This window comes from Haloarchaeobius baliensis, assembly GCF_052060055.1.
Taxonomy (GTDB): Archaea; Halobacteriota; Halobacteria; order Halobacteriales; family Natrialbaceae; genus Haloarchaeobius; species Haloarchaeobius baliensis.
Genome location: NZ_JBPPFR010000003.1, coordinates 432192 through 458596, shown reverse-complemented (window position 1 = coordinate 458596; position 26405 = coordinate 432192). Strand labels below are relative to the sequence as shown.

30 protein-coding genes and 1 pseudogene are annotated in these 26405 nt (G+C 69.4%); 5 read left to right on the top strand and 26 right to left on the bottom strand.

The annotated features are described in order from the left end of the window. Positions 1-2 precede the first annotated feature (2 nt). The 5 genes from ACSG06_RS19070 to ACSG06_RS19050 all read right to left on the bottom strand — a co-directional run bounded on the left by ACSG06_RS19070 (position 3) and on the right by ACSG06_RS19050 (position 2666). Positions 3-422 carry an Hsp20/alpha crystallin family protein gene (locus ACSG06_RS19070; protein ID WP_440991879.1) on the bottom strand — a complete coding sequence of 140 codons (420 nt, stop codon included), beginning with the start codon at positions 420-422 and terminating at the stop codon, positions 3-5. Between the two features lie 73 nt (positions 423-495). Next, positions 496-1683, bottom strand: a complete 1188-nt coding sequence (locus tag ACSG06_RS19065; RefSeq protein WP_440991878.1) for a sugar phosphate nucleotidyltransferase — start codon at positions 1681-1683, stop codon at positions 496-498. Between the two features lie 82 nt (positions 1684-1765). Further along, a complete protein-coding gene (locus ACSG06_RS19060; protein WP_440991877.1) occupies positions 1766-1900 on the bottom strand; it encodes a DUF7563 family protein in 135 nt (44 codons plus the stop codon). 2 nt (positions 1901-1902) lie between these two features. After that, positions 1903-2127 (bottom strand): helix-turn-helix domain-containing protein, encoded by a 225-nt coding sequence (locus tag ACSG06_RS19055; RefSeq protein WP_440991876.1) that lies wholly within the window; start codon positions 2125-2127, stop codon positions 1903-1905. 224 nt (positions 2128-2351) lie between these two features. Continuing rightward, complete coding sequence (locus tag ACSG06_RS19050; protein WP_440991875.1) at positions 2352-2666, bottom strand: HalOD1 output domain-containing protein; 315 nt, start codon at positions 2664-2666, stop codon at positions 2352-2354. A gap of 326 nt (positions 2667-2992) precedes the next feature. Between ACSG06_RS19050 and ACSG06_RS19045 the strand changes: the two genes are divergently transcribed. Continuing rightward, entirely contained in the window at positions 2993-4150 is a 1158-nt protein-coding gene (locus tag ACSG06_RS19045; RefSeq protein WP_440991874.1) for a PKD domain-containing protein, read from the top strand. 74 nt (positions 4151-4224) lie between these two features. Here ACSG06_RS19045 and ACSG06_RS19040 read toward each other — a convergent pair whose 3' ends face one another. Together ACSG06_RS19040 and ACSG06_RS19035 are read right to left on the bottom strand one after the other, a co-directional pair. After that, the gene (locus tag ACSG06_RS19040; protein WP_440991873.1) at positions 4225-4515 is read right to left on the bottom strand and encodes a HalOD1 output domain-containing protein; all 291 of its coding nucleotides are present in this window, start codon (positions 4513-4515) and stop codon (positions 4225-4227) included. Positions 4516-4782: 267 nt separating this feature from the next. Beyond that, the gene (locus ACSG06_RS19035) at positions 4783-5229 is read right to left on the bottom strand and encodes a universal stress protein (RefSeq protein WP_440991872.1); all 447 of its coding nucleotides are present in this window, start codon (positions 5227-5229) and stop codon (positions 4783-4785) included. 138 nt (positions 5230-5367) lie between these two features. Here ACSG06_RS19035 and ACSG06_RS19030 point away from each other — a divergent pair, with 138 nt between their 5' ends. Further along, on the top strand, positions 5368-6438 hold the full coding sequence (locus ACSG06_RS19030) for a CNNM domain-containing protein (RefSeq protein ID WP_440991871.1): 1071 nt from the start codon (positions 5368-5370) through the stop codon (positions 6436-6438). A 4-nt stretch (positions 6439-6442) separates the two neighbouring features. On the opposite strand, the gene ACSG06_RS19025 is transcribed toward ACSG06_RS19030, so the two are convergent. From ACSG06_RS19025 to ACSG06_RS18965, 13 genes and pseudogenes are all read right to left on the bottom strand, one after another. Further along, entirely contained in the window at positions 6443-8212 is a 1770-nt protein-coding gene (locus tag ACSG06_RS19025; RefSeq protein ID WP_440991870.1) for an alkaline phosphatase D family protein, read from the bottom strand. Positions 8213-8290: 78 nt separating this feature from the next. After that, entirely contained in the window at positions 8291-8935 is a 645-nt protein-coding gene (locus tag ACSG06_RS19020) for a DUF998 domain-containing protein (RefSeq protein ID WP_440991869.1), read from the bottom strand. Between the two features lie 70 nt (positions 8936-9005). After that, a complete protein-coding gene (locus tag ACSG06_RS19015) occupies positions 9006-9479 on the bottom strand; it encodes an Lrp/AsnC family transcriptional regulator (protein WP_440991868.1) in 474 nt (157 codons plus the stop codon). A 61-nt stretch (positions 9480-9540) separates the two neighbouring features. Next, positions 9541-9963: a DUF7522 family protein gene (locus ACSG06_RS19010; RefSeq protein WP_440991867.1), complete on the bottom strand. Its 423-nt coding sequence runs from the start codon at positions 9961-9963 to the stop codon at positions 9541-9543. Positions 9964-9975: 12 nt separating this feature from the next. Continuing rightward, positions 9976-11649 carry a Na(+)/H(+) antiporter subunit D gene (locus ACSG06_RS19005; protein WP_440991866.1) on the bottom strand — a complete coding sequence of 558 codons (1674 nt, stop codon included), beginning with the start codon at positions 11647-11649 and terminating at the stop codon, positions 9976-9978. After that, entirely contained in the window at positions 11646-13259 is a 1614-nt protein-coding gene (locus ACSG06_RS19000; RefSeq protein ID WP_440991865.1) for a complex I subunit 5 family protein, read from the bottom strand. The genes ACSG06_RS19005 and ACSG06_RS19000 overlap by 4 nt, the downstream gene beginning before the upstream one ends. Then, entirely contained in the window at positions 13256-14725 is a 1470-nt protein-coding gene (locus ACSG06_RS18995) for a complex I subunit 5 family protein (RefSeq protein ID WP_440991864.1), read from the bottom strand. Before ACSG06_RS18995 ends, ACSG06_RS19000 begins: the two co-directional genes overlap by 4 nt. 68 nt (positions 14726-14793) lie before the next feature. Continuing rightward, positions 14794-15144 (bottom strand): annotated as a pseudogene (locus ACSG06_RS18990) (cation:proton antiporter subunit C); the annotation flags it as partial. Position 15145: 1 nt separating this feature from the next. Next, positions 15146-15640 carry an MnhB domain-containing protein gene (locus ACSG06_RS18985; protein WP_440991863.1) on the bottom strand — a complete coding sequence of 165 codons (495 nt, stop codon included), beginning with the start codon at positions 15638-15640 and terminating at the stop codon, positions 15146-15148. After that, entirely contained in the window at positions 15637-16191 is a 555-nt protein-coding gene (locus tag ACSG06_RS18980; RefSeq protein WP_440991862.1) for a DUF4040 domain-containing protein, read from the bottom strand. Before ACSG06_RS18980 ends, ACSG06_RS18985 begins: the two co-directional genes overlap by 4 nt. After that, positions 16188-16559 (bottom strand): monovalent cation/H(+) antiporter subunit G, encoded by a 372-nt coding sequence (mnhG, locus tag ACSG06_RS18975; RefSeq protein ID WP_440991861.1) that lies wholly within the window; start codon positions 16557-16559, stop codon positions 16188-16190. The genes ACSG06_RS18980 and mnhG overlap by 4 nt, the downstream gene beginning before the upstream one ends. Then, the gene (locus tag ACSG06_RS18970; RefSeq protein ID WP_440991860.1) at positions 16559-16843 is read right to left on the bottom strand and encodes a monovalent cation/H+ antiporter complex subunit F; all 285 of its coding nucleotides are present in this window, start codon (positions 16841-16843) and stop codon (positions 16559-16561) included. Before ACSG06_RS18970 ends, mnhG begins: the two co-directional genes overlap by 1 nt. Position 16844: 1 nt before the next feature. Continuing rightward, complete coding sequence (locus ACSG06_RS18965; RefSeq protein ID WP_440991859.1) at positions 16845-17831, bottom strand: Na+/H+ antiporter subunit E; 987 nt, start codon at positions 17829-17831, stop codon at positions 16845-16847. 143 nt (positions 17832-17974) lie between these two features. Here ACSG06_RS18965 and ACSG06_RS18960 point away from each other — a divergent pair, with 143 nt between their 5' ends. Beyond that, positions 17975-18529 carry an NAD-binding protein gene (locus ACSG06_RS18960; RefSeq protein WP_440991858.1) on the top strand — a complete coding sequence of 185 codons (555 nt, stop codon included), beginning with the start codon at positions 17975-17977 and terminating at the stop codon, positions 18527-18529. A gap of 1 nt (position 18530) precedes the next feature. After that, on the top strand, positions 18531-20621 hold the full coding sequence (locus ACSG06_RS18955) for an amino acid permease (RefSeq protein ID WP_440991857.1): 2091 nt from the start codon (positions 18531-18533) through the stop codon (positions 20619-20621). 124 nt (positions 20622-20745) lie between these two features. On the opposite strand, the gene ACSG06_RS18950 is transcribed toward ACSG06_RS18955, so the two are convergent. Together ACSG06_RS18950 and ACSG06_RS18945 are read right to left on the bottom strand one after the other, a co-directional pair. Continuing rightward, positions 20746-21558, bottom strand: coding sequence for an alpha/beta fold hydrolase (locus ACSG06_RS18950; protein WP_440991856.1), 813 nt, complete (start codon positions 21556-21558; stop codon positions 20746-20748). Between the two features lie 64 nt (positions 21559-21622). Further along, positions 21623-22309, bottom strand: coding sequence for a helix-turn-helix domain-containing protein (locus ACSG06_RS18945; protein ID WP_440991855.1), 687 nt, complete (start codon positions 22307-22309; stop codon positions 21623-21625). A 587-nt stretch (positions 22310-22896) separates the two neighbouring features. Here ACSG06_RS18945 and ACSG06_RS18940 point away from each other — a divergent pair. Then, complete coding sequence (locus tag ACSG06_RS18940) at positions 22897-24168, top strand: MFS transporter (RefSeq protein WP_440991854.1); 1272 nt, start codon at positions 22897-22899, stop codon at positions 24166-24168. 1 nt (position 24169) lies between these two features. Here ACSG06_RS18940 and ACSG06_RS18935 read toward each other — a convergent pair whose 3' ends face one another. From ACSG06_RS18935 to ACSG06_RS18920, 4 genes are read right to left on the bottom strand one after another with little or no spacing between them, the layout of a single operon-like run. After that, a complete protein-coding gene (locus ACSG06_RS18935; RefSeq protein WP_440991853.1) occupies positions 24170-24352 on the bottom strand; it encodes a PaaD-like zinc ribbon domain-containing protein in 183 nt (60 codons plus the stop codon). Further along, entirely contained in the window at positions 24352-25158 is an 807-nt protein-coding gene (locus ACSG06_RS18930; RefSeq protein WP_440991852.1) for a 1,2-phenylacetyl-CoA epoxidase subunit PaaC, read from the bottom strand. The genes ACSG06_RS18935 and ACSG06_RS18930 overlap by 1 nt, the downstream gene beginning before the upstream one ends. Then, positions 25155-25415: a hypothetical protein gene (locus ACSG06_RS18925; protein WP_440991851.1), complete on the bottom strand. Its 261-nt coding sequence runs from the start codon at positions 25413-25415 to the stop codon at positions 25155-25157. The genes ACSG06_RS18930 and ACSG06_RS18925 overlap by 4 nt, the downstream gene beginning before the upstream one ends. Then, positions 25415-26317, bottom strand: a complete 903-nt coding sequence (locus tag ACSG06_RS18920; protein ID WP_440991850.1) for a 1,2-phenylacetyl-CoA epoxidase subunit PaaC — start codon at positions 26315-26317, stop codon at positions 25415-25417. Before ACSG06_RS18920 ends, ACSG06_RS18925 begins: the two co-directional genes overlap by 1 nt. Positions 26318-26405: the final 88 nt, after the last annotated feature.

The following is a 26405-nucleotide window of genomic DNA, read 5'->3' as shown; positions in this document are numbered from 1 at the left end:
CGTCAGCCCGAGATCTCGATGTCGGTGCCCGACTGCTGCGCCGTCGAGCGGGGCAGTCGGACGGTGAGCACGCCGCGTTCGAACCTGGCGGTCACGTCGTCCTCGTCGACGGTGGCCGGTAGCTCCAGGGTGCGACTGGCGCTGCGGTGCTCCCGTTCCTGGCGGATGTACCGGTCGCCCCGTTCCTCGTGGTGCTCCCGGTGGTCCATCGCGATCTGGAGGGTCTGCGGGTCGAGCAGTCGGACCGCGAGGTCCTCGCGGTCGCAGCCGGGGACGTCGGCGGTGACGACGTAGCTGTCGTCGGTCTCGGCGATGTCGACCGGGATGGCCTCCATCCGGAGGCCCTCCTGGGACTCAAGCCGTTCCCGCAGCCTGTCGACGAGCTGTTCGAGGTCCTGCAACGATGTGGTCGTCCCGCGCATGGTGTTGTAGCACGCGCTGTCGGGCGTTTTGTTATACGTTCCATTCGGGGACGGCTGGCGACCACACTGTCGCTCAGCGGTCCCGCAGGACGCACTCGTCGGGCTCGGTCCGCGTTCCGGTCGAGAGGGTGACTCCCGCGTCGATGCTCGTGTCGATACCGGTGCTGACGCGCGGACCGACGACGGCGCCGAACGCGGACCGCCCGGTCGGCACGCGCTCGTCGCCGGCGCGGGCGATCACTGTGTCGCCGTCGTGGCGGCGGTTCGCGACGGTCGTGCCGGGCGCCAGACTCGCGTTCGCACCGACCACGCTGTCGGCGACGTACGAACCGTGGCCGATGGTGGAGCCGCGCTGGATCACGCACCGGGACAGGGCTGCGGCGGGGCCGACCTCGACGTCGGGACCGATGTAGCTCGGCCCTCGGACGACGGTGTTCGGTGCGATGCTGGCCCCGGACTCGATGATAGCCGGCCCCTCGACGACCACGCCGTCGCTGATGTGGGCATCCGTCCCGACCCGGACCGCGCCCGCGAGTCTCGCTCTGTCGCTGACGGTACCGGCGCAGGTAGCCTCACCAGTCTCCGAGGCCCACGCCTGGAGTGCGAGTTCGGACGCCGCGAGGAGGTCCCACGGTCGGTCGACGTCGACGACGTAGCCGTGCTCGACCGGTTCCAGCTCGACCTCGTCGACCAGACTGGCCAGCGCGTCGGCGAACTCCCGTTCGCCGGTCTCGCCGACACCGACCTCGAGCAGGTCGTGGGCCGACGCGGGGAGCGCACACGCACCGGTGGGCCGACCGGGCAGGTCCCACTGCCGGCCGCGCTGGAGCGCGTCCGGCTGGCCGCCGTCACCGACGGCCGTCGTACCGGGACCGCGGTCGGGGTCGACGCCGACCGCCGGTGCGTGCGCGAACAGCGCTCGGACGGAGGCACGGTCCAGGAGTGCGTCCCCCGGCAGCACCGCGAACGGGCCGTCGAAGTACTGCGTCGCCCGCTGGACGGCGTCGGCGGTCCCGACGGGCCTGGGCTGTACCGCGAACGTCACGGGCACTCCGTCCACCGTGTCGCCCAGCTCGTCGTGGAAGCATCTGTAGTCCGGTGGGACCGCGATGTAGAGGGCCGATGCGCCCGCCTCGACCGCCGTCCGGGCAGTCTCGACGAGCAGCGAGCCGGGCCCGACCGGCAGCAGGGGCTTCGGCGTCGCGTCGGTCAACGGGGTGAGACGGGTCCCGTCACCGGCTGCGAGGATGACGGTCTGCATGCACTCCGGCGTGGGGCCGCCGTCTCATTGCTATAGACCACCTAACACGCCGTGGTCTCGGGTGACGGTCGTCTCGGGGCGCTCAGCGGGCTGCCGCCCCGGCGTGGAGGTCCGCGTTCCTCGCGCAGTCGATGCAGTGTTCGACCTCGCCCTCGTGTCCGAAGACGCGGACGAAGTCGTGAGAGACGTAGCGGCCGCAGTTGTTGCACGCCGGCATGGTCAGGCCTCCTCCAGCACGTAGCACTCGCCACGCCGGGTGACGAGGTCCTCCTCGCGCAGGACGCGCAGCACCGGATAGATCTCGCTCGCCCCGAGCTGGAGCCGGGTGGACAGCTGGCGCACGGTGTGCTCCCCCTCCAGCGCGAGCGTGAGGTAGACCAGCTTCGAGTGAGCGGTCGACAGCTCGTCGGGCAGTGACAGTCGTCGCTTCCGTTCCTCTGACATAGGCTGCTGGCTCGGAACCATCAGCATCTCGATTCCCGCTGACGAGCATAAATACGCGAGTCCGTTTCGAGGCCTGAACGGTGGTGTAGACGGTTCCTAACGCGGTATTCGCGGGATACGGAGATTCGTGGATATCCCCTGGGTCACACCTCGGGGATACGGAGAGAACATCGACACATCTATCGGAATATGTTCATCTTTCGACCGGTAGGTGGTTCGAACCATCACTGGGTGGGTTCGATCGGGGCGACCACGAGTTGCCCGTCGGAGTGGACCGAGACCTCGTGGCCCGCCATCGCGAAGACGACGACCGTCCCCGCATCGGGGCGGCTCTCGTCTCCGACGAGGGCGTTCAGGGCGTCGGGGTCCAGGTGCTCGAGCAGCGGTTCGACGCCGAGTATCTCCGTATCGGTCGCGACCGCCAGGGTCTCGACCACTGCGATCGCGGGCGGTGTCTCGGACCAGTCGAACTCCGCTCGTATCACACCGGCACTGTCGTCCTCCCGCCATCCGTCCGATGGCTTGCCCGGTCTCCGCATGGTCGAAGTATAACACTACACAGATAAAACACTGTTGGCAGTTTCGAATCGATAGCAGGAGGTCGAATCACTACGCCGACAAATCATGATGATTGATTTATAATTAATCTCGATGCATCTCCCGTCCTCCCGCCGTGACATCCACGAAGGCATGAGAGTAGCAGCCGCCTATCGTTCGCGACCGTCGATGGTGGGTTGCTACCGGTCGATGGCCGACCTGGTAACCGCACGATTACAAACCCTCCGTTCGGGGAAGACGGAGGCGAATGTCCCCGAACGAATCAGCGAAACGGCGAGTCGTCGCGACCGTCGCAGTCGTGTGCGCGATGGTCCTGACGAGCGTATCGGTCGCCGCAGTCGCCACAGCACCACCTGGAGAGACCGTCGCTGTCTCCCAGGGTGACCAGTGCTGGGAGGTCTCGACCTACGGCGATGGCGGCTCATCAGTGTCGGAGTTCTACGACTACCGGACGCCGAACACCACCCCACCCGGCGATGAGTGGGGCTCCTACGGAACCCAGTCCATGCAGGGCAACCAGGACTCCCTCATAGCGTTCTACGAGGGGAGCCAGGGAACGAGTATGGTGCTGGTCCACGACCGGATCGGTGGTGCCCACGGCGGGACCATCACGTTCGACATCTTCGGGCTGCCCCAGAGCGGCGAGTGGGCGGTCGAGGACGACGGCTACCCGGAGAGCGAGGACAACTTCGACTACTTCGCGAACGGTACCGAGGCCAGCATCGACTGGAAGTGGTCGGGCGAGCGCAACGACGGCGCGGCGTTCCGTGGTATCGGTGCGACGAACGGCTCCTGGATAACCATCGAACCCGGCTTCAACGAGCAGGCGGACAAGTGGGGGAGCTGGAGCTGGGCGCAGGGCGAGAACCGGACCGAAGCGTGGTACCTCCACTCCGCCGACGGCGGCGTCCAGGAGCTCAGCCGGAACAACGACGTCCGGGTCCGCTCCGGCGGCTGTCCGGACGGAGCTTCGCCGATGGCCACCATGGACGAGACGGTCGTCCAGAACGGCGGCGCGATGGAGTTCGCCGTCAACGCGAGCTCCGCGAACGCCTCGATCACCGCCTACGAGTGGGACTGGAACGGCGACGGTCAGGTCGACCAGCGGACCACCTCGGGCACCGTCGTCCACGAGTTCGAGGAGACCGGACTGCGCAGTGTGACGGTCACCGTCTTCGCCGAGGACGGTTCGACCACGTCGGTCAGCGATCTGGTGGTCGTGAACGAGACGATGGTGGCCGGGTCCAGCCCGAACACGGAGACGCCGACCCAGACGCCGACCCAGACGTCGACGCCGACCCGGACGGCGGGCGGCGGGACGGACGGCTCCCCATCGACGAGCGCAGCAACCACCGACACCCCGACCGACGGGGACGGTGGCTCGCCCGGCTTCGGTGTGGCGCTGGCCCTGGTCGCAGTGCTGGCCGTGGCACTGATCGTGGCTGCACGCCGGCAGAACCGGTAGTCAGTCCCGCTTCCGGGTCCGCGGGACGGACGGTGCGGTCGCTCTCGGTCCGTTCTCCGTCGCCCGCACCTGCTTCATCCCGACGCGGAAACGACCACGAAGCCGTCACTGCCGACGCTCACCTGTCGGTCCTCGACGGTGAACGTGACCGTGGTGACGTGGTCGATCTCGGAGCCGTTGCTCGAGTAGAGGAGTGTGTTCAGTGCGTCCGGGTCGATGTGGCCGAAGAGCGACTCCATCTCCGTTGGCTCCTTGCCCGTCGCGTCGGCGAGCGTCTTCACGACCGCGACCGCTGGGTCGGTCCGTTCGAAGTCGTACTGCTGGCGTTCGGTCTCCCCCGTCTTCGTGTGGCTATCGTCTTGCATTGGCTGATACCTGCCTCCCCATGTCCCCGCGTCACGTGAACGATCGTCGGATCTGGATTCCACCACCCGCATGCATCTTCCGGAGTCGGCAGCGAACTGTGCCCAAGACGCTGCCGACGAACCGACGGGTACGAACGTGCCCAGGGTCGTGAGAACCCATTCGGGATGATACGTATTAATCGTTTTGTGATGCGCTCGCCCCGCTGCAGAAAATCGGCCTCATGGTCACCAATCGCTGGTACCATTCCTGTCGGGTGGGTGGAGTTCTCACCCGGTCGTGGTCTTCACGACGGTCACCGGCACCTCGCTGAGCCGCACGACACGGTCGGTCACGCTGCCGAGCAACTGTCGGTACTCGCCGGACCGCGATCTCGTGCCCATGACCACCAGATCGGTGCCGGTCTCGGCGACGTAGTCCAGGATCTCCTCGTGCGGGTGGCCGTAGCGCATGGTCGTCTCGACGGGGACGTCGGCCGCCTCGGCCAGCTCGGCGACGGCATCGAGAGCTTCCTGCCCCGCCTCCTCCAGCCCGGACTCGGCCCCCTCGTGCTCGTGGACGTACTCGTCGCCGGGATAGGCGCCGAAGACGTCCTCGTCGACGACGTACAGCACGGAGAGCGTCGCTCCGGTGGCCGCAGCGAGGTCCACCGCGTGACGGGTCGCGTCGGTCGTGCTCGTGTCACCGTCAGTCGGCAGGAGGATTCTGTCGTACATCGGTCGATGGTTCGCCGCCCAGCCGTAAGGCAGTTTACCCGATTCTCGTGGGCTGGGAGCCGCCCCGCCCCCCGCAGTCGGGCCCAGACCGTGGGAACCGGCAGCAGAGACTTGAAGCCCCTCCGAGAAACGCCACACATGAACGAGTTCGAGGTGGGTGCCCGGCTCGTCGCTGGCCTGCTGCTCATCCTGGCCAACGGGTTCTTCGTCGCCATCGAGTTCGCGCTGACCCGGGTTCGCCAGTACCCCGAGGCCGAGTTCGACAGACCGGGGCTCCGCCGTGCGTGGGAGATGACGGACGACCTGGAGATCTACCTCACGAGCTGTCAGGTCGGCATCACCGCGTCGAGCATCGCGGTCGGCATCGTCGCCGAACCGGCGCTCGCGGCCCTCTTCGAGCCGTTCCTCGAGAACAGCGCGCTGGCGTCGGTCGGCGCGGGTGGGGCACTCGCGTTCCTCATCATCAACCTGCTCCACCTGACCCACGGCGAGCAGACGCCGACCTACCTCGGCGTCGAGCGCACGAAGTTCGTCGCACGCTACGGTGCGACGCCGCTGTACTGGTTCGCGACGCTCGTCTCGCCGGCCATCTACGTCGGGGACAGCGTCGCGAAGTGGACGCTCGGCCTGTTCGGCGTCGAGATGACCGGGGCGTGGCTGGAGACGGAGTCGGACCGCGTCGAGTCGCGTGCGGAGCTCCGGAACCGCCTCGGTTCCCTGCTCGACCGCGGCGAACTCGGCGACGAGCGCAAGCAGGAGATCCTCAACGCCTTCACCGTCGGTGGCAGGACGGTCGCCGAGGTGATGACCGACGTCGACGAGGTCGTGTTCCTCTCGCGGACCGCCACCGTCGAGGAGAACCTCGACCGCATCGGGTCGAGTCCGCACACCCGCCTCCCCCTCGTCGGCGACGGCCCCGACGAGTTCGTCGGCATCGTCTACGTGCCGAGCGTCGTCGACCACATCGACGACCTCCGGGCGGGGACGACGAGCTGGGAGGACGTGGCGGCGGACCCGCTGACCATCGATGCGGAGACGACGATCAGCGAGGCCGTCGACGTCTTCCAGCGCGAGCATCAGGAGCTCGCGCTCGTGGTCGCTGATGGCACCGCGGTCGGACTCGTGACCGCCACCGACGCACTCGAGGCGGTGATGGGGGAGATCGAGGACCCGCTCGACCTCGAGCTCGGCACGGGGACCGGCGCCTGAACCGCTACCGTGACGGGTGCCGTCGCCGATAGATCCCCGTCACGTCCTCCAGCTCCACCGTCCCTTCGGGCACGCGGTAGGCGGCGACTACGTCGCGGGCGGCGTACTCCGAATCGTCGGTCTTGTCGACGGCGAAACCGACGTAGGTGCAGTCGTCCCGGGTGAACTCGACGGTGGAGTAGCCCCAGTTGTGGCTGTCGAAGAACTCGATGTGGGGGTTCATCGCCGTGACGAGTTTCGTCAGGAGTGGCTCGGTGATCTTCCCGCGCCAGCCCCGCGTGAGGTGCAGCGCCTCGGCTGCGTTGAGCGACGTGATGGCTGGCGTCATGAACTCGACGCCGATGGGCTCGCCCTGTGCGACGCCCTCCCCGCCGGTCACGCGGCCGGGGTAGGAGGTCTGCTGGTAGGCCGCGACGTAGCAGTGCATGTCGCCGGTGAGCGTGACGAAGTTCTCCACGTCGGCGGCACCGATGGACTCGGTGATCTGGTGGCGTTCGCGCGTGTAGCCGTCCCACCCGCCCTGTACCGGGTAGACGGACAGGGGGCCGGAGCCGAGCCGGAACGGCACCGTCAGCACCTCGTCGGCCCAGACGGTCCAGCACGTCTCGGAGCCGGTGATGGTGTCGATGAGCCACTCGCGCTGCTCCTCGCCCAGCATGGTGCGTCCCGGCGGCTCGTACTGCGGCCCCACGTTGTCGACCGTCGGGATGGCCTCCCGTGGTGGGTCACGGAACAGCCGCTCGTCGGTCATCGCGAGCGTGACGAGGTCGCCGAACTGGAGCGTGCGCCACAGCCGGAAGCGGTCCTGGAGCGACTCGCCGTTGGGGTCGTACTCGACGCGGGCGGGCATGAACTCCCACCAGGCGTGCATCCCGTCGGCGACGAGCTCGGTCATGAACTCCGGGTCGTCACCCCTGGGATGGTCGCCGGCGGGCGCGTCGGTCTCGCTGTCCCAGTAGACGTCGTTGACGAGCTCGTGGTCGTCCCACCCGACGATGAGCGTGTGGGACTCGAGCGCCTCCTGGAAGAACCGGTCCGAGCGGTACGTCCGGTAGAGATAGCGGTAGTCTTCGAGGCCCCAGACGCGGTCGTTGCCGCTCGGGAGGTCCTTCTCGCGGCCGGGGTAGTCGTACGAGCCGAACCCCTTGAAGTCGCCCGCGTCGGACTCGTAGATGGCGTCGCCGACGTGGACGATGAAGTCGACGTCCTCGTTGGCGATGTAGTGGAACGCTGGGTAGTAGCCGTTCAGGTAGTTCTGGCAGGCGACCACGGCGAAGGAGACGGATTCGGGCGAGTCGTTCGGGTGCGGGAGCGTCCGACAGCGACCGGTGCGCGAGGCGACCCCGTCGTAGACGAACCGGTAGTAGTAGCGGCTGCCGGACTCGAGCTGTCCGTCGAGGTCGACCTTGACGGTATGGTCGTGCGACCGGATGCTGTCGGCGTCGGTCACGACGCCGTCGTACACCGTCTCCTCGAAGGACTCGTCATCGGCGACCTCGACGGCGAGCGGGATGTCGGTGTCGAACGCGTCCGGCGCGATGCGCGTCCAGAGGATGACACCCGTGGGGGTGGGGCCACCGCTCGCGACCGACTGGGGGAACAGCTCGTCCGGGTCGCCCTCGGCGTCGGGCTCGAACACGTCCGCGTCGTCCGTGTCGACGACCTCGAGGGAGAACGCGAGGTCGTGGGAGTCCAGCTCCGAGAGCAGCTCCGAGTGGTCGTCACCGTTCCGTGCCGGTTCGTCGCGTCCATCGAGGCCGACGGGGTCCGTCATCTGCTGTCCGGCTACGCAGCCATTTGGTTTGCAGATTTCGGTCGGTCCGATTACAGCTTCGAGAAGGATAACCGGTGCCTACTCGCTCGCGGGAGCGGGGTTGGACCCGAGCAGGTAGCCGCCGAAGGCGACCAGCCAGAGCATCACCGGGTAGACGATCATGCGCTCGGTGCCGCCGTGGCCGATGGGGCCGAAGGCGGTCGCGTTCCCGGCGTCCCCGATCGCCATGAGGACGAGGAAGACGATGCCGAGGACGCCCGCGAGGACGGAGATGGCGCGCATCGCGCCGCGGAGCAGCGTCGCGGTCCCGATGGCCTCCAGGTTGAAGAACAGGAAGGCCAGGAGCGCGAACAGCGAGTGCGCGTCACCGGTGTCGAGCGGGAACAGCCCGGTCCCGACGGCGCCGACGCTCGCGAGGGCGTAGATGGCGAGCAGCCACCGCTTGCCGTGGCGCCGGTAGAGCAGGTAGCCCCCGGCGAGGTTCAGGACGCCGACGACGAGGAGACCGCCGTTGAACAGCAGTGCGGACTCGGCGAACACGCCGAGGTCGCTGATGGCGCCCCCGCGGAAGTCGTAGCCCGGGACGAGCGCCGCCGCGAGCATGATGGCGGTCATGAACCCGGCACCGAGCACGAACAGCAGCAGGCCAGCAACCGTGCGGTCGTCGTACTTCGTGAGCGAGAGTGTCTCCGCGGGTTCGGTGTAGGTGGTCGTTCTGGTCATGTCTGTGCACCGTCTGCTAGTACGCGCCCGTCGGAGATATAGCAGAACTGTGATTCTCAGACCGAGAGAGTCACTCCTCGCTACGCTCGTCGAACCCGGCCCAGGGCGTGAACGTCTCGCGTCGGATGAGCAACTCGCCGGATACCGAGAGGCCGAGCTCGCTCAGCTCGCCGGCGATGCGCGTGAGGTCGTCGTTGTCGGTCGCGACGACCCTGACCTGGACGTTCTCCTCGCCGCTCGCGATCTCCCGGACGGAGACGACCCCGTCGACCTCCAGCGCGGCATCGGCGAGCGCCTCGCGCTCCGGGACGGGCGCAGAGCAGCTGATCTGGACCTGCAGCTGGTAGCCGGCGCGGTCGAAGTCCACCTCGGCGCGGTAGCCGGTGATCACTCCCTGGTCCTCCAGCCTGTCGATGCGTTTGCGAACGGTGCTCGGCGAGACGTCCATCCGTTCCGCGATGTCCCGCGAGGAGGTCTCTCGGCCGTCTCTCTGGAGTGCGAACAGTATCTGCCGGTCCAGCTCGTCGATCCCCTGGAGCGTCATCGACTACCCGTCCGCCCGTCGGGTAGTTCAAGCTTCCCCTGTCCCGTCGCCGGGCGTCTGGTCATCGCCGGGGCCGGTCGTAGAGCACGTCCAGGCACTCGTCGACGAAGTCGGGCAGCGTCACGCTTGCGCCCCGTCGCACCTTGATGACGATACCCTCGCCCCCGCCGAGGTAGAGGTGGACGGCGGTCGCGCGCTCGTGCTGGAGCACGAACGACCGGACGTGGCCGAGGTGCGTGTACACCTTCTCGAGGTACGGGCGGTTGAACAGGGCGATGCTGCGGTGGATTACCGTGTCGAGGTCGTGCGTGGACAGCTCCGTCTTCAGGTCGCTCCTGATGTAGCGCACGTCGTACCTGTAGGTCGTGGTCTGGAACGTCGCGACCCAGCGGAGCTCCTCCGCGTAGCGCTCCTGCAGGAACGCGACGAGGGCGTCGTAGTCGGCGGGCGATCCGGTGTCGGTGTGCGGGTGTACTTCGGTCATGGTTTCGTGGTGTCAGCCGATGAGGCCGACGAGCAGTGCGAGCCCGACGACCACCGCGACGGCGGCGAGTGCGTCGCCGAGCGTCGTGGGCTCGTCGTCGGACGAGACGAGGCGACCGCCGACCGCGACCGCGGCCACGGGCACGGCGGCCGCACGGCGACCGACGCTGTCGATGCCGTCGGCCAGTCCGCGGGTCAGGCGGAACGCCAGCGGGTGGAGCACGGTGTCGACGTCGACGACCGGCACGCGGGCGATGGTGGACCGTCCGAGGGCGAAGGCTACGACGCCGACGGCGGTGACCGCGGCGGCCTTCGTCAGCTCGCTCGTCGCGTACGGGGCGAAGCCGGCGGTGTCGCCGGGCAGTGCGCCGTAGAGCAGCCCGGGGGCGACGCCGAGGACGACGCTCGGCACCGCGGCGACGACGAGCACGGCGGTCAGTGCCCGCGGCGCGGGGCGGAGTTCGACGGGCTCGGGTGCCGAGCGGACGAACGCGTAGTAGCCGAACTTCGCGAACGACAGCACGGTGCCGACGCTGGCGAGGACGAGCGCCCACCAGAGCAGTTCGGTCCCGGCCGTGTCGACGGCCTTGAGGACGAGTCCCTTGCTGACGAACCCGGAGAAGCCGGGGACGCCGCTGATGGCGAGCGCCGCGACGAGGAACGCCGCGAACGTCACCGGGGCGCGCCGCCAGAGGCCGCCGAGGTGCTTCAGGGACTCCGTACCGGTCCGGTACAGCAGCACGCCGGCGACCATGAACAGCAGGCCCTTGTAGAGGACGTGCGTGCTCAGGTGGGCGACCGCGCCGGCGGTCCCTGCAGCGGTCCCGAGGCCGACGGCGGCGACCATGTAGCCGACCTGGGAGACGATGTGGTACGACAGGAGCCGCCGGGCGTCGGTCTGGAGCACCGCCATCCAGACGGCGTACAGGGCCATCGCGCCCCCCATCCAGGCCACGATGAGGTGCCCGTCCGGCGCGACGCGGAGCAGCGCGTACACCGCGACCTTCGTCGTGAACCCGGCGAGGACGACGCTGGACGCGACGTGCGGACGCGGGTACGTGTCGGGCACCCAGTAGTGGAGGCCGACGAACCCGAGGTTGACCCCGACGCCGAGGACGGCCAGCGTGGTCGGGAGCCCCCCCGTGATGCCGCCGTCGAGCGCGAACGAGCCCGTGGCGTCGTAGTGGAGCACGAGGCCTCCGACGAGGAGCGCGCCGCCGACGAGGTGGTACGTGGCGTACCGGAAGCCGGCCCGGACCGCCTCGCCGCCGTGGTGCCAGACGAGGACCGTCGCGGTGACGGCCATCAGCTCCCAGGCGAGCAGGAGCGTGAGCCAGTCGCCGGCCAGCACCGCCGCGACGGAGCTGCCCATGTAGGCGAGCGCGAGGGCGTTCGTCCGTGCGTCGGCGTCGGTCGCGTAGGCGTAGCCGACCGCGACGGCGGCGACGAACCCGAACACGACGGCCACGGGCCGGGTGAGGGGGTCGACGCGCAGCAGCGTCTGCTCGAAGCCGAGCGGGGCCACCGAGAGGGCGGTCCCGTCGGGCGCGAGCAGCAGCCACGGTACGGTGACGGCGGTCGCGAGGACGCCGACGGCGTAGCCGACGCGGCGCGGCGCGACCCAGGCGACCACGGCGGCCACCAGGAATGCGACGTACGGCGGCACGAGAAGCAGGAGGGTGCTCATGCGTACACCTCCGCGACGGCCCGCTCGGCCAGCTCCCAGAACGGGAGTGCGGTGGGCACGACACCGAGCAGCAGCGCCATCCCGACGGTGAACAGCACCGGCAGGAGCAACGCGACGGCGGTCTCGCGGCCGGGGCGGCGCTCGAACACCGTGGGAACCCGCTCGTGGGCGCTCGCGCCGGCCAGCCCGCCGTCGGCGGCGACTGGGATGCCGAGCGCGCCGTCACCGCCGGACCCGCCGTCGGCGTGGTGCGAGGGGGCGAACGCGTGGCTGCTCGCGCTGGCGGCGTCCCCGCGGCCACCGAAGAACGCCACGTAGATGATGGGCCAGAAGTACAGCAGCTTCAGCACGCCGGCGACCAGGAACACGGCCACGAAGACGGGCTGCTCGCTGGCCGCGGCGCCGAGCAGCAGGTGGAACTTGCTGACGAAGCCCGCGACGAGCGGGAAGCCGACGAGGCCCGCGGCGGCCACCGCGAAGGCGGTCATGGCGAGCGGGAGCCGTCGGCCGACGCCCGCGAGGTCGGAGACGTACTTCTCGCCGGTCTCGACGTACACCAGCCCGGCCACGAAGAACAGCGTGATCTTCATGAACGCGTGGGCGACGACGTGCAGGAGCGCCCCGAACGCCGCGACCGGCGTCAGCAGCGCGACGCCGAGGACGATGTACGACAGCTGGCTGATGGTCGAGAACGCCAGCCCGCGCTTGAGGTTGTCCTGCCGGAGGCCGACGAGCCCGGCGAGCAGCATCGTCGCCGCAGCCAGCACCGCGAGCGGGAGGGCGACGCCCAGCTCGCCGGCGGTCTCGGGGCCGACGACGTAGAGCACGGCGCGGGCGACGCCGAAGGCGCCGCTCTTGACGACGGCGACGGCGTGCAACAGCCCGGAGACGGGCGTCGGCGCGACCATCGCGGCGGGCAGCCACGCGTGCAGCGGCACGACCGCGGCCTTCACGCCGAAGCCGACGACGAGCAGGCCGAAGGCGGCCCGTGCGAGCGTCGGGTCGGACGTCGCGATGGCGACGATGCCCCCGGGGACGAACGCCAGCGTGGACGCCATCGCCTGCACGAGCAGGATGCCACCGAAGGCGAGCACGCCGCCGCCGAGCGTGTAGGCGAGGTAGCGGCGGCCGGCGGCCCGGGCCGCCGCGGTGCCGGCGTGGGCGACCAGGGGGTAGGTCGCGAGCGTCAGCAGCTCGTAGAACACGAACAGGGTGAGCAGGTCAGCGGCGAGGGCGACGCCCATCGTCGCGGCGATGCTGGCGGCGAACGCGGCGAAGTACCGGGTCTGTCCGTGCTCGTCGAGGCCGCGCATGTAGCCGACGCTGTAGAGGCTCGTTGCGAGCCAGAGCGTGCTCGCGAGCAGCGCGAACAGCAGGCCGGCGGGGTCGCCGCGGAGCGCCAGCTCGACGCCGGCGAACGACCCGAGGTCGGTCCGGTGGGTCGCGGGCGAGCGCACGAGCAGGACGACGACGGCGAACGTCCCGAGGCCGGCGAGTGCGGTCCAGGCCTCCCGGAGCCGCGGCCGGTCGCCAGTGGCGAGGACGAACGGGACCGCCAGCGCCGGAACCACCACCGCCAGCAGAGGCAGCAGCGAGGACACGTCGCTCACAGCCACACCTCCAGGACCGGCGCGAGCCAGTCGGCGAGCGCGCTGGAGCCCACCCCGAGCGCGAGGACGGCGATCGCCGCCGCGACGGCGACGGCCACCGGCGCGTCGGGAGCCCGGCGCGCACCGCCGTCGGTGACGGCCACGCTCGGCTCGTCACCGCCGGGGCCGAGGTAGAGCCGCTCGACGACCCGACCGACGTACGCCAGCGACAGCAGCGTGCTGAGCACGACGACGGCCGCAACCGCCCACTCGGCGGCGTCGACCGCCCCGAGAGCGAGCCCGAACTTGCCGGCGAAGCCGACGGTGGGCGGGAGGCCGACGAGGCTCACGCCGAGGGTCGCGATGGCCGCCGCGACCAGCGGCGCGCGCGAACCGAGCCCGGCGAGGTCCTCGACGGTCGTCGCGTCGTGCTCGCGGGCGAGATGTCCGACGGCGACGAAGAGGCCACCCTTGGCGACCGCGTGGCCGACGAGACTGACGAACGCGCCCGTCAGCGCCAGCGGCGTGGCGAGCGCGAGCCCGACGCCGAACAGGCCGAACTGCGACACCGACGAGTAGGCCAGCAGTCGGCGGGTGTCCGTCGCCCGGAGCGCGAGCAGGCCGCCGGCCACGACGCTGACCGTCGCCGCGACGAGCAGGAGCGTCCGGACGAACGGGACGGCGGTCAGGAACGCGGCCGTGAACACACCGTAGGTGAGCCGGAGCAGCGCGTAGCCGGCGACGGTCGAGCCGAGCGCGGCGAGCACGGCAGCCACGTCGGGCAGCGCCGCCGCGTACGCGTCGGGCTTCCAGGCGTGGAGTGGGAACAGTGCGAGCTTGACCCCCAGGCCGGCGGCCATCAGCAGGTAGGCCGTCACGACGAGCGTCGAGTCGTAGCCGGCGGCCGCGAGCGCTGGGCCGAGGTCGGCCATCGCGAGCGTTCCGGTCGCGACGAACGCGTAGCCGACGCCGAGGAGGTACAGCGTCGCGCCGACGGTGCCGACCAGCAGGTACGTGAGCGCCGCGAGGGCGGCGTCGCTCCCCCGGCCGGTGCCGACGAGCGCGTACGCCGCAAGCCCCGAAATCTCGAGGAAGACGTACAGGTTGAACACGTCGGCTGTCACGACCACGCCGGTGAGGCCGGCTACCAGGAGGAGCCAGAGGCTCGACTCGGGGCCGGTGCGCTCGCGACCGGCGGTCAGGAACGCCCCGACACCGCCGACGGCGACGAGCAGGACCATCGCGGCCGACAGCTGGTCGGCGTAGAGCCCGATGCCGAACCCGGCGGGGATGGCGCCAACGACGTACGAGACTGCCCCGTCGGTGTGCACGAGCCACGCCACGGCGGCCGCCAGCGCGACCTGTCCGAGCAGGACGACGAGCACGAGGCGAGCGGCGAGCCGGCGGCTCCGTAGCGCGACGAACAGCGGCACGACCGCGGCGAGCAGCGGGACCGCGACCAGCATCGCGAGCAGGTCGGCCGTCACGCGACCCCCTCCTCGTCGGCCGCCGCGACCCCCGAGCCGCCGTCGGCGACCGTCTCCTCGGTCGCGGCGTCCGCCATGCGCTCCCGTATGACGTCCTCCCGGAGCGTCCCGTGGTCGCCGTACAGCCGGACGACCAGCGCGAGGGCGACCGCGGTCACCGCGACCCCGACGACGATGGCCGTCAGGATGAGCACGTGCGGCAGCGGGTTGACGAACGGGCCCTCGCCGGTGACCAGCGGGGCGCTCCCGTCGGCCCGGTACGCGCTCGTGATGAAGAACAGGAACACGCCCGTCTGGAAGATGTTCAGGCCGATCACCTTCTTGACGAGGTTCCGGTCGTTCACGAGCACGTAGAGGCCGATGCCGACCAGCGAGACGTAGACGACGTGGGCGAACCAGGCGTCGAGGCCGAGCGGCAGCTCAGTCACCGGCCGGCACCTCCGCAGTCTGCGTCTCGGACCCGCCGTCGGGTTCGGCCGCCGGTTCGGGCTCCTCGTAGCCGTCCGCGATGCGGACGAACAGCACGACGATGACGGCGGCGACGGTCGCGCCGATGCCGACCTCGATCGCCTCGGTGGCGTACACCGTTGCCTTTGGGATAGGCAGCACGTCGAGCTGGAGGAACGCGCCACCGGCGGTCAGCCCGAGCAGCGCGACCAGCCCGAAGCAGACGACGCCGCTGGCGACGGCGACCGCCAGTGCGCGGTCGTCGAGCCACTCTGCCGTCCGCTTGATGCCGAAGCTGAACGCGACCGTGACGACCATCGCGGCCGCCACGACGCCGCCCTGGAACCCCCCGCCGAACGAGGACGTCCCGTGGAACAGCGTGAACAGGCCGTAGGTCAGCACGAACGGGGCGAGCAGCCGGACCGTCGTGGTGACGACCGGGCTGTCGGTGTAGGGTGCGCGCGTCACGAGGTCATCACCTCCCGACCGAGCACGGCGAGGACGGCGACGGCGGCGCCGAAGACCACCGCGACCTCGCCGAAGGTGTCGAACCCCCGGTAGACGACGAGCACGCCGGTGACGGCGTTGTCGACGCCGCGGTCGGCGGAGTCGCTGAGGTAGTACTCGGCGACGGGGCCGAACGCAGGCGTGTCGGTCGCGCCGACCGGGGGCAGGGCCGGCACCGTCAGCAGCAGGCCGGCGACCACGAGACCGGCGACGAGCAGCGACCGGGGCCTGACGCTCTGGCGGTCGACCAGTCCGGCCGCGTCGACGGGCCGGACGGTCCGGCTGATCGCCAGCAGGAACAGCGCCGTCGTGACGCCGGCGCCGACGGCGGCCTCCGTGAGCGCCACGTCGGGCGCACGGTAGAGCACCCAGAGCATCGCGAGCCCCAGGCTGTAGGCCGCGAACACGACGACCGCGGTGAGAACGTCACGGACGATGGCGGTCAGGACGGCGACCGCGAGCACGAACGACAGCAGCGCGACCGAGAGGACCGCCTCGAAGAGGACGGTCATCGCGCCCCGTCCTCCGTGGCAGTGGCGTCGGCACCATGGGCCGTGCTCGCGTCCGTCCGCGGGGACTGCCAGGGCTCGGTGCCGGCGTCGGCCGCGGACCGGACGACGGCGTGTGCGGCGGTCGGTCCGGTCACGAGCACGAACAGCGCGAGCAGTACGAGCTTGACCGTCTCGGCACCGGGCCCGAAGGCAACCGCGGCCGCCGACAGCGCCAGCAGCGCACCGAGCGTCTCGCTCTTCGAGGCGGCGTGGGCGCGGGCGTAGACGTCGGGGAGCCGGTAGAAGCCGACGACGGCGACGAGCGAGAAGAACACGCTCGCACCGACCAGTGCGGCGACCGCGAGGACGACGGGGTCGGCCCAGGCCATCAGAGCACACCCCCGCGCTCGATGGTGAACTTCGCCAGCCCGATGGAGAGCAGGAAGTTCAGCAGGGCGTAGACGAGCGCCACGTCGAGGAAGCCGGGCTCGCCGAGGGCGGCGCCCAGCAGCGCGATGACGACGACGGCCGCGGTGCCGACGACGTTGACAGCGATGACGCGGTCTGGGGTCGTCGGGCCGAGCACGATGCGGCCGAACAGCACCAGCGCGAGCGTGACGACCCCTGCGGCGCCGGCGACGAGGACATCGGCGACGAACGGCTCCACCGACATCTCAGGCACCTCCCTCTGCGGTCGTGCCCGGCGTCTCGGGCCCCTGCTCCTCGGGCCGCTCCTCGTCGAGGACCCACGCGACTGCACGGGTCAGGGCGCCGGCCTCGAGGTCGGCGCGGCTCGCCGCGGTCAGCGTGTGGACGACGAGGGCGTCGCTCTCGACGTCGACGGTGAGCGTACCGGGCGTGAGCGTGATGCTGTTGGCCAGCAATGCGCGTCCGAGCCTGCTCCGCGGGGCCGGCACGCTGACGACGGTCGGCTCGATGGGCAGCCGCGGGTGGAGCACGACGGCCGCCATCGCCAGGTTCGCGCGCACGACCGCGAACAGCAGGTACGGCACGAACACCGAGGCGCGCGCCAGCCGACGCAGGCTGGCGACCGACGGCTCCGCCGCGAACGTCAGCCGTCCGGTGACCAGCGTAACCACGGTCGCGCTGACCAGCCCGGTCGCGACGTCGAAGGGTCTCGTCGGGTCCCCGAGGGTCAGGTAGAAGCCGAGGGCGAGCCCGAAGGTGGCTAGCTGACGGCGTCGACTCCTGGCAAGCGCGATCGGCGGCCGGACGACCTGCCGTCCGACAGGGGCACGCTCGACGACGACGGACTCCCGCTCGGTCGCGTCGAGGGCGACCCGCATGGCAGCCGGGTCGAACTCCTTCAGGTTCGGCAGCAGCACGACTCTCGCGTCGTCGGTCTCGAGCTGGGCGGCGAGCGACGCCGCACGGCTCCCCGGGCTCTCGCCGAGGACGGTGACGACCTCGACGCGGACGGGGAGGTCGGCGAACTCGCCGTCGGCCAGGACGGTCCGGACCCGTGCCGCGAGGTCGGTTGCTGTCGGCCACGGGAGGGCATCGGTCCCCTCGCCCGCCGGCACGACGAACCGGACCGTCGGCTGCGTGCCGCTGACGGCTTCGCGGGCCTCGCGCACGGCGTACTCGACCGTGTCGACGATCCGGCCCCGGTCGGTGAGAACCACGACGAGTGTCGTCATGGACCAAGCTCCGCGCGAGGAACGCTCCCGGCCGACCCTCGAGAACTGCCTTTCATTACTGTACTGGTAAAATACTGCCGCAGTATTTACTGTTTCGGTAAAATTTGGGAAAGCCTTAAGGCTCGACGTGGCCAAGCGCTCGTATGGCAACCACGTCGAACGACGGGAGATCGGCAACGGACGAGCGCGTGCCGCCGCCGGAGGACGGGGACCAACCTCCGGCCCAGAGAGGGAGACAGGAGACCGAAGAAGCCGTCAGCATCGTCCTCGTCGGCGGCGGCCACGTCGGCCGCGCGCTCGCGGAGATGCTCGCGGGAGACGCCACAGTCCGCCACATCGACACGATGGACTCCACCGCCGACCGAACTACCGACGCCGGCGACCGTCTCGGAGAGGAGACGGTGTTCGTCCCCGACATCACGTCGCTCAGCGAGCTCCGTGCGCAGTCCCTGGACGAGGAGGACCTCGTCGTCGTCCTCACCGGAAACGACGCGCGCACGCTCCTCGTGACCCAGCTCCTCCGGACGAAGCTGGGCGTCACGAGTGTCTGTGCGGTCGTCGTCGATCCACGGAACGCCGACGCGTTCCACATCCCCGGTGTCGACGTCGTCTGCACCGCGTCGGTGCTCGCCGACGCCGTCGGGACGGAGCACATCCTCGAACGGGCCATCGATACCACGGACTCGGGGGCAGGCTGAGATGACGAAGACGCTCGAACGGGACCTCGGGCTCCCGGCGGTCGTCGCCATCAGCATGGGCGCGATGATCGGGAGCGGTATCTTCATCCTCCCGGCGCTGGCCTACGGCGTCGTCGGCCCCGCCGTCGTCGTCGTCTACCTCCTCGCCGGCCTGCTCGTGCTTCCGGCCGCGCTCAGCCAGGCCGAACTGGCGACGGCGATGCCGAAATCGGGCGGTGCGTACCTCTACATCGAGCGCGGGCTCGGGCCCCTGTTCGGCACCGTCGCCGGGCTCGGTACCTGGTTCTCGCTGACGTTCAAGAGCGCGCTCGCGCTGGTCGGCGGGGTGCCCTACCTGCTGTTGCTGTTCACCGTCCCGGACGGGCTGGTGACGCCGCTCGCACTCGGGCTGGCGACGCTGCTCGTGGGTATCAACCTCGTCGGCGCGAAACAGACCGGCCTCACGCAGGTCGCCGTCGTCGCGCTGATGCTCGTCGCCCTCGCCTGGTTCGTCGTCGGTGGCGGGCCCGCTGTCGAGACCGCACGCTTCGAGCCGTTCGTCGCCGGCGGTATCGGCGGCATCGCCACGGCCATCGGGCTGGTGTTCGTCTCCTACGCGGGCGTCACGAAGGTCGCCAGCGTCGCCGAGGAGATCGAACGGCCCGACCGGAACATCCCGCTCGGCATCATCGGGTCGCTCCTGTTCACGACGCTGCTGTACGTTGGTATCGTGGCGGTCGTCGTCGGCGTCGTGCCCGCGTTGGAGCTGGCCGGCTCCGCGACCCCGATGGCCGACGCCGCCCAGCAGACCCTCGGCGACATCGGCGTCGCAGCGGTCGTCTTCGCCGCGATCCTCGCGCTCGTCAGCACGGCCAACGCGGGCGTACTCTCCGCGTCCCGGTACCCCTTCGCGATGGCCCGCGACAGGCTCGTGCCGGACGGCTTCGCGACCATCAGCGACCGACTCGGGACGCCGTCGACGGCCATCACCGCGACCGGTGCGGTCGTGCTCGTGCTCGTGGCGTTCGTCCCCATCGCGGAGATCGCGAAGCTCGCGAGCGCCTTCCAGTTCCTCGTGTTCGCGCTCGTCAACCTCGCCGTCATCGTGTTCCGCGAGAGCTCGATGGAGTACGAGCCGCCGTTCCGGGCGCCGCTGTACCCCTGGGTCCAGGTGTTCGGCATCGTCACTAGCCTGGCGTTGCTCGCGGTCATCGGCACCGTCCCGCTCGTCGGCGCGGTCCTCATCGTGCTCGCGGGCGTCGGCTGGTACCTCGTCTACGGCCGCGACCGGGTCGACCGCGAGGGGCTCGTCCTCGACCTGGCGCGTGACTGGCTCGGGACCGCCCCCGGCGCAGCTGGCTCCGAAGCAGCTGTGCCTGCCGCTGCCCGCGCCGGTGGGTCGTCGGCCCCCATCGCCGACGGCGGCCGTGGCCAGGTCGTCGTCGCCACGACCGCCGGCACGACGCTCGACCGGGAGCGCACGTTGCTCGACATCGGCGCCGCACTCGCCCGCAGTCGCGGTCGTGGACTCCACGTCCTCCGGTTCGAGACGGTGCCCGACCAGCAGCCGCTCGAACACGCAGCCGCCACGCTCTCGGACGCCGACCGCCAGTTCGAGGCGGACACGCAAGAACTCGCCACGGAGCTCGGTCCCGGCGTGGACGTGCTGGTCGGCGAGGTGGTCAGCCACGACATCGCGCACGCCATCGCCAACCACGTGCGCCACGCGGAGGTCGACCTGCTGGTGCTCGACTGGCACACGCCGGGGCTGTCCGGTCGCTGGCCGACCAACCGGCGCGACTGGGTCCGTCGACACGTCGAGTGCGACGTGGTCTTCGTCGACGGTGGGACCGGAACGTCGGTCGAGTCTCTGGGGACCGTGACGGTCGCGGGGGCGGACGAGTTCCATCCGACGGCCGTCGCCGTCGCGGACGCCGTATCTGCCGCAGCCGCTGGTGACGACGACGGTCCACAGGCGGTCGTGGTGGACCGCGAGGGCCCCGCGACCGCACGGAGCGACCAGCGAACCACCGGCGAGACCGCGGGCGACGTCCGGCTCCGTGTCTGGCCGGCCAGACGGGCGGCGGTCCCCGTCGACCGTGTCGACCGATAGGCTCCGAGTCGTCGAGCGCACACCCCGCGTATCTCCACCGGCGATCGGTCGCATACGCCCCGGAGAATGGTGCTGACGGCCGGGGCAGGTCCGTCCGTTCACGAGGGGGCCGACGTTCGACCGGCTACTCCGTCACCGCCGTCCCGTCGTCGGGCGCCGGGAGGAACGACCGGACGGCCTCGACCACGCGCGCCGGGTCCTCGCTCGGTCCCATGTGGCTCAGTCCGTCGAACTCCACCAGCCGACTGTCGACGAGCGACTCGTGTGCCGCCCTGACGCCATCGCGGAGATGCGACGGTGCCTCCGTGCCGGTCAGGAGCAGCGTCGGTGCGCCGACGTCGACGGTCTCCGGGAGCTCGTAGTTCTCCAGTGCCCGGTTCATCCGGACGGAGTTCTCGACGAACGCGACGTACTCGGGCCAGACCGGCCAGTCCGCGAGCCAGGCGTCGAGGGCCGCACCGTCGAGCTCGCCGCCGTGGATGACCTCCCTGACGTGGAGCCGCATCGCCCCCTCTCGGTCACCCGCGTCGAGCCGTTCCTGCATCTGTGCCGCGAGGTCTGCCTGCTCGCGGTACTCCCCGACGAGGATGGCGGGCTCGTAGGCGACCACCGCCCTGACCGACACCTCGCGTGCTGCCTCGATGGCCTGGAGACCGCCGAAGGAATGCCCGAAGACGACGGGCTCGCCGTCGACGGACTCGATGACTGCCCTCGCGTCCTCGACCTCCCGCTGGAGGCTGTAGGCCTCGCTGTCGCCGCTCCGACCGCGTCCACGGCGGTCGGAGATGGTGAGCTCGTAGTCGTCCGACAGGTGTGGGACGACCGGGGCCCAGTACTCCTTGCCGATGGAGTCGCCGTGCAGCAGGACCATCGGTGGTCCCTCGCCGTGTCGTTCGTACGCGATGCGTGTCCCGTCTGCGGAGGGTACGGTCTGCATGCTGTGGTCGTCTCTGGGGGTCGGACCCGGCTAACGGTGACGCGGAATCGTGCGGCCATTCAAGTCAGTCCGGCAGCGGCGGCCACGTCGAGGCCACGGTTGTCTCGACGAGGTGGGTCTGGGCGCGCCGGAGTCTCTCGGACGCGGCGGAGGCACCGATGTCGAGCTCTGAGGCGACGTCGGCCAGCGACGCGCCGCGCGGGACCTCGAAGTACCCCAGCTCGTACGCCGTCCGGAGCGCCTCCCGCTGTGGGTCCGTCAGCCCGTCACCCGGTGGTTCGGGCTCGCCGTCACGGGTGAGCCGACGGAGCACGAAGCCGCCCTCGGACTGCCAGAACGACCGGAACTCGTCGAAGGCCGCGCGGTCGGCGAACCAGCCCGCCTGCACCCAGCCGGTCCGGGTCACCTCGATGCGGTCGATGATGGCCTCGGTCTCGGCGAGCGCGCGCAGGCCGTCGAGGTCGTCGATGGCGTCGCCCATGTGCGCCTCCATGTCGGGACCGGGGGCGACCTGGTAGCGGCGGGTCCCACCTGCCTCGCCGATGAGGGTGTACGAACCGACGAACGAGACGTCGTCGAACGCACGCTCCACCGCGGCGTGGTCGTCCGCGGTGACATAGGCGAAGAACAGCGGCGTGTCGCCGTGGTTCAGCTGCAGCTCCACCTCGATCGTCGCAGCTGGCACGGACTCGAGGACCGCGACGAACGGCAAGACATCGCAGTCGATCTCGAACTCTGCGAGCAGTCCCATGGCTCCTCAGCGTTGCCGGCCACGTTTCTGTACATCGAAGTCGGTCGGTACGCCTCAGCGCCGGCTCGAGATATGGACCCGTCTCGACCACTGACCGCTATCACAGTGGTTCTTCGGGTATGTAGTGCACCGGCCCTCCAACAATACTAGAAAACTGGCACGAATAGGAAGTTATATGATTCTTTAAATATAATGTGGGTGGCCATTCGGTGTCGAACGAGACGTGTCCCGCCGTGTGCCGGGCTCATCGGCGCGGTCGATCCAGGGCCCCTTGGGAGCGACCGGACCGACCGACATGTTCCGATTCAGGCACCCAGAACAGAATCTCTTACCGATATGGCCGACTGGTGCCGGAACCGTTCACTGACGGGGGCGATGCGACGAAAGATCGATACTGCAGGTTGCGACACTGTTGGTCGTTGCCTGGGCCCATGGACGCAACACGAAACGATGGCTCACAAGATGATACAAGAGAATTTCTATCCATGTTTCTATTATTGAGAGCTTATATATTCCGTCACGGCTCCGGTGTACCCGTGAGCCGACAGCGCCAGCATCTTTATCTGGCTCTCCTCTGAGTTGCGAGCATGGCGTTCACGCGAGAGTTCAAGCGACGGCGTCTGCTCGGGTGGGCGGTCCTCTCGTCGGTGTTCGTGCTGGTGAACTTTCACCGAGTCTCGACCGGGGTGCTGACGAGCTCGCTCGCGGGGGCATTCGACACCACGGGTGCCGAACTCGGGCTGCTCCACGCCTCGTTCTTCTACATCTACGCACCGATGCAGCTGGTCGCCGGCGTGCTCGTCGACCAGCGGGGCACCCGACGGGTCACCGTGCTGGGCTCGGTCGTCATGGTCGTCGGCGCAGTCGCGTTCGCCAGCAGCGACGCCTACGTCGTGGGCTTCCTCAGCCGTGCGCTCATCGGCTTCGGTGGCAGCGTCGTCTACATCGGCATCCTGCGGTACTGCGCGAACTGGTTCCGGTCGAACGAGTTCGCGACGATGACCGGGGTGACGCTCTCGGCGTCGGCACTCGGCGGGCTCGCCGCGACGACGCCGCTCGCCCTCGCGGTCGCGGCGTACGGCTGGCGGACTACCTACCTGTTCCTCGGCGGCATCGGCCTCGTTGCGACAGCTGGCGTGTTCATCGCGGTCCGTGACTCGCCGACGGACGCCGGGTTCGAACCGGTGTCCGAGTCGGTGGCGTCGGCGGACCTCACGATGAGCCAGGTGCTCGCGAACGCCCGGACCGTGTTCGCCGAGCGGACGACATGGGTGCTCGGTGTGATGATGTTCTTCGCAGTCGGGACGAACTACACCGTCATGGGGCTGTGGGGGGTACCCTATCTGGTCCACGCGTACGGGCTCTCCGTCGCGACGGCGTCGCTGTTCCCGCTCGCTGGCAACCTCGGACTGCTGTTCGGTTCGACGCTCGTCGGCTGGATCTCGGACCGGCTCGGCAGTCGGACGTCGATAACGGTCGTGACCGCGACGCTCTACACCGGGCTGTTCGCCGGCATCTCGCTCCTCGGAACGCCACCGCTCGCGTACGTCGCGGTCGCGTTCTTCGGCGTCATGTTCCTCCACGGCGGCTTCCTCCTGTCGTTCACCATCATCAAGGAGCGCCACTCGGGGGCGACCAGCGGGACGGCGACCGGGGCGATAAACGGGATGGGCTTCTTCGGGGCGGCGGTCCTGCCGGGCGTCATGGGCCTCGCGCTCGACGCGTTCTGGACGGGCGAGACGGTCGCAGGAAGTCGGATCTACACGCTGGTCGGCTACCGGGTCGCGTTCGGCATCGCCGCACTCAGCGGACTGGTCGGGCTGTGCTGTGCCGTCTGGCTTCGGCGGTCGTCTCGCTGACCTACTCCTCGAACTTGATGCGCTCGAAGACGTTGTTGCAGTCATCGCAGTGGTACTGCGACTTCAGCACCGTGCTGCCGAACGGGCTCTCGAGTGTCGTCTCCTCGCTGCCGCAGTACGGGCACTCGACGCCGTCGCGCTGCTGGTTCGTGAGCCGTGAACCGGCCCTGGTGTCGTCGCTCATCAGCCTGCGAGGTACCGGTGTTCCCGCCCCGTGGCCTCGTCGACAGTCTCCGTGAACGAGGCCGGGTCCGGCGGTGCAGTTCGGCGGGTCGATGCGTCCCAGTCGTCCCAGTCCTCGGGGATGTCGGGCATCTCGTAGCCGTTTGCTTCGACGAGCGTCTCGATCTCCGCGAGGAACTCCTCGCGCATCTCGTCGTTGGTCCGGGTGAACACGCCGGCGTCGACGAGTTCCGAGCCGCCGGTTCCGAGCCAGGCCGCGACGCCGGGGACGAACCGGTCGATGGCAGCCTGCATGTCGGCGGCGTCGAACTCGTCCTGGTCGGGGTCGGCGAACACTCCGAGCCACGCCTGGCCGTGCTGGACGTGCTGGGACTCCTCCTGCAGCACCTTCCCGGCCATGCCCTGGAGCGCGTCGAAGGTGCCGTCGCGGACGTTCTCGAAGACGAGCACCGTCGCGAAGTCGAGGAACGCGAGCGAGCCGACGATGTCGGCCCAGTTCTCGAGCTCCCCGTCGAGGACCGTTGCGGAGCGCCACTCGTCCGTCTCGCGCTCGTAGAGCAGTTCGTCGACGTCGTCGGCCGCGCCGTCCACGTCCGCGCCGATCTTCGCGGCGGCGCGGTACGCGCTCCGTGCGTGGCCGAGTTCGTCCTGGATGACCGAGGAGAGTGCGATGTCCTCCTCGATGTCGGGCGCGCCGAGCATCCCCCACTCGGAGTACCGGTGGGCGGTGATGAACTTGGTATCTGCGAGGACGAGTGCGAGGTCGTAGGCTGCCTCGCGGCCCTCGGAGCTGACTTCCGTGCTCATCGTCCATCACCCGCAACGGCGGCGACCGCGGCCTCCTCCACCCGGCCGGTGTCGGAGTACTCGTGGCCGGTCCGGCCCTTCACCTTCAGCATGTTCTCTCGCTCCACGACGAACAGCAGGTCCCAGTCCTCCTCGTCGTAGAACATCTCGGCGTAGCGGGTCGCGAACGAGTCGTTGGGCGCCTCGACGCTGCCGACGGACCGGATGGGTTCGCCAGAGGAGACGCGACCGAGGACCTCGTAGGTCGTCTTCTTCATCAGGCGACACCCTTCACGGTCTGGACGTGGTCGACCGGGCCGGGGGACTGCTTCCACTCCTCGTAGACGCCCTGCCAGTCCATGTCGAGGTCGACGACGTACTCGTCGTTCGCCTCGTCGTAGCTGGCGGGCACGTCGACCTCGAGCGGGTCGAACGTCTCGACGACCTGGCGGAGCCACTCCTGACGGTGCTCGCGGTTCGAGCCCTTCCGGAGACTGTACTCGCGGATGCGCTTGATGGCCTTGCCCTCCTTCTCCGGGTGCCCGAGGAACGCGATAGCCTTCGGGAACATCTTGTCGACGGCGGCCTGGAGCGTCTCCTGTTGCCGCTCCGTGCCGCTGCCCAGACGTTTGAACCACATGTCACCCAGCCGCTTGTGGAACCCCTCCTCCGCGACGACCTTCCGCTCGTAGCGCTTCCACGGACCGAACGAGCAGTTCTCCTCGATGTCGCCGATCTGGATGGTGCCGGCGCGGTCGTAGAAGCCGACGCCGCAGGCGAACTCCGCGAAGTTCTCGAACGGCTCGTCAAACACCCGCATGTTCCGCCACTCCTTCGGGTCGCGCTCGTACATCAGGGCCTCCTTGTCGAAGCCGAGGTCGGAGAGCACGCGGTAGCCGAGGTTCGCGTGACCGATCTCGTCCTGCACGACGGCGCTGCCGGAGACCTTCGCGTCCATCGTCGGGGCCTTCTGTGTGGCCGCCGGGTGGTACGCACAGGCGCTCATGATCTCGGTGTCGTGCTGGGTGAGCATGAACTCGACGAGCGTGTGGAGATAGCCCGGACTCATCTCCTCTATCGTCTCGATCTTCTCGCCGCGGGAGACCTTGCTGATGACCGCCTCGTCATCGGCTTTACACTCCGCTTTCAACTCCTCTAACTGACGTTCTACGACGCCCATATCGAGTCATACTCATCGTTACACCGTATTAAATGCTAGCTTCGAACACACCCGCCACAGCGTGCAGAAAACGACGCTCTCGCACACT

Excerpts from the sequence above, each read along its gene's own strand:
- ACSG06_RS19060 (WP_440991877.1), bottom strand. The coding sequence starts at position 1,900 with ATGCCGGCGTGCAACAACTGCGGCCGCTACGTCTCTCACGACTTCGTC.
- ACSG06_RS19055 (WP_440991876.1), bottom strand. The coding sequence starts at position 2,127 with ATGTCAGAGGAACGGAAGCGACGACTGTCACTGCCCGACGAGCTGTCG.
- ACSG06_RS18940 (WP_440991854.1), top strand. The coding sequence starts at position 22,897 with ATGGCGTTCACGCGAGAGTTCAAGCGACGGCGTCTGCTCGGGTGGGCG.
- ACSG06_RS19070 (WP_440991879.1), bottom strand. The coding sequence starts at position 422 with ATGCGCGGGACGACCACATCGTTGCAGGACCTCGAACAGCTCGTCGAC.
- ACSG06_RS18960 (WP_440991858.1), top strand. The coding sequence starts at position 17,975 with ATGGCAACCACGTCGAACGACGGGAGATCGGCAACGGACGAGCGCGTG.
- ACSG06_RS19005 (WP_440991866.1), bottom strand. The coding sequence starts at position 11,649 with ATGAGCACCCTCCTGCTTCTCGTGCCGCCGTACGTCGCATTCCTGGTG.
- ACSG06_RS18955 (WP_440991857.1), top strand. The coding sequence starts at position 18,531 with ATGACGAAGACGCTCGAACGGGACCTCGGGCTCCCGGCGGTCGTCGCC.
- ACSG06_RS19025 (WP_440991870.1), bottom strand. The coding sequence starts at position 8,212 with ATGACGGACCCCGTCGGCCTCGATGGACGCGACGAACCGGCACGGAAC.
- ACSG06_RS19050 (WP_440991875.1), bottom strand. The coding sequence starts at position 2,666 with ATGCGGAGACCGGGCAAGCCATCGGACGGATGGCGGGAGGACGACAGT.
- ACSG06_RS19015 (WP_440991868.1), bottom strand. The coding sequence starts at position 9,479 with ATGACGCTCCAGGGGATCGACGAGCTGGACCGGCAGATACTGTTCGCA.
- ACSG06_RS19065 (WP_440991878.1), bottom strand. The coding sequence starts at position 1,683 with ATGCAGACCGTCATCCTCGCAGCCGGTGACGGGACCCGTCTCACCCCG.
- ACSG06_RS18980 (WP_440991862.1), bottom strand. The coding sequence starts at position 16,191 with ATGACCGTCCTCTTCGAGGCGGTCCTCTCGGTCGCGCTGCTGTCGTTC.
- ACSG06_RS19035 (WP_440991872.1), bottom strand. The coding sequence starts at position 5,229 with ATGTACGACAGAATCCTCCTGCCGACTGACGGTGACACGAGCACGACC.
- ACSG06_RS18965 (WP_440991859.1), bottom strand. The coding sequence starts at position 17,831 with ATGACGACACTCGTCGTGGTTCTCACCGACCGGGGCCGGATCGTCGAC.
- ACSG06_RS18945 (WP_440991855.1), bottom strand. The coding sequence starts at position 22,309 with ATGGGACTGCTCGCAGAGTTCGAGATCGACTGCGATGTCTTGCCGTTC.
- ACSG06_RS19040 (WP_440991873.1), bottom strand. The coding sequence starts at position 4,515 with ATGCAAGACGATAGCCACACGAAGACGGGGGAGACCGAACGCCAGCAG.
- ACSG06_RS18925 (WP_440991851.1), bottom strand. The coding sequence starts at position 25,415 with ATGAAGAAGACGACCTACGAGGTCCTCGGTCGCGTCTCCTCTGGCGAA.
- mnhG (WP_440991861.1), bottom strand. The coding sequence starts at position 16,559 with ATGGCCTGGGCCGACCCCGTCGTCCTCGCGGTCGCCGCACTGGTCGGT.
- ACSG06_RS19020 (WP_440991869.1), bottom strand. The coding sequence starts at position 8,935 with ATGACCAGAACGACCACCTACACCGAACCCGCGGAGACACTCTCGCTC.
- ACSG06_RS19030 (WP_440991871.1), top strand. The coding sequence starts at position 5,368 with ATGAACGAGTTCGAGGTGGGTGCCCGGCTCGTCGCTGGCCTGCTGCTC.
- ACSG06_RS19010 (WP_440991867.1), bottom strand. The coding sequence starts at position 9,963 with ATGACCGAAGTACACCCGCACACCGACACCGGATCGCCCGCCGACTAC.
- ACSG06_RS18930 (WP_440991852.1), bottom strand. The coding sequence starts at position 25,158 with ATGAGCACGGAAGTCAGCTCCGAGGGCCGCGAGGCAGCCTACGACCTC.
- ACSG06_RS19045 (WP_440991874.1), top strand. The coding sequence starts at position 2,993 with ATGGTCCTGACGAGCGTATCGGTCGCCGCAGTCGCCACAGCACCACCT.
- ACSG06_RS18950 (WP_440991856.1), bottom strand. The coding sequence starts at position 21,558 with ATGCAGACCGTACCCTCCGCAGACGGGACACGCATCGCGTACGAACGA.
- ACSG06_RS18920 (WP_440991850.1), bottom strand. The coding sequence starts at position 26,317 with ATGGGCGTCGTAGAACGTCAGTTAGAGGAGTTGAAAGCGGAGTGTAAA.
- ACSG06_RS18970 (WP_440991860.1), bottom strand. The coding sequence starts at position 16,843 with ATGTCGGTGGAGCCGTTCGTCGCCGATGTCCTCGTCGCCGGCGCCGCA.
- ACSG06_RS18935 (WP_440991853.1), bottom strand. The coding sequence starts at position 24,352 with ATGAGCGACGACACCAGGGCCGGTTCACGGCTCACGAACCAGCAGCGC.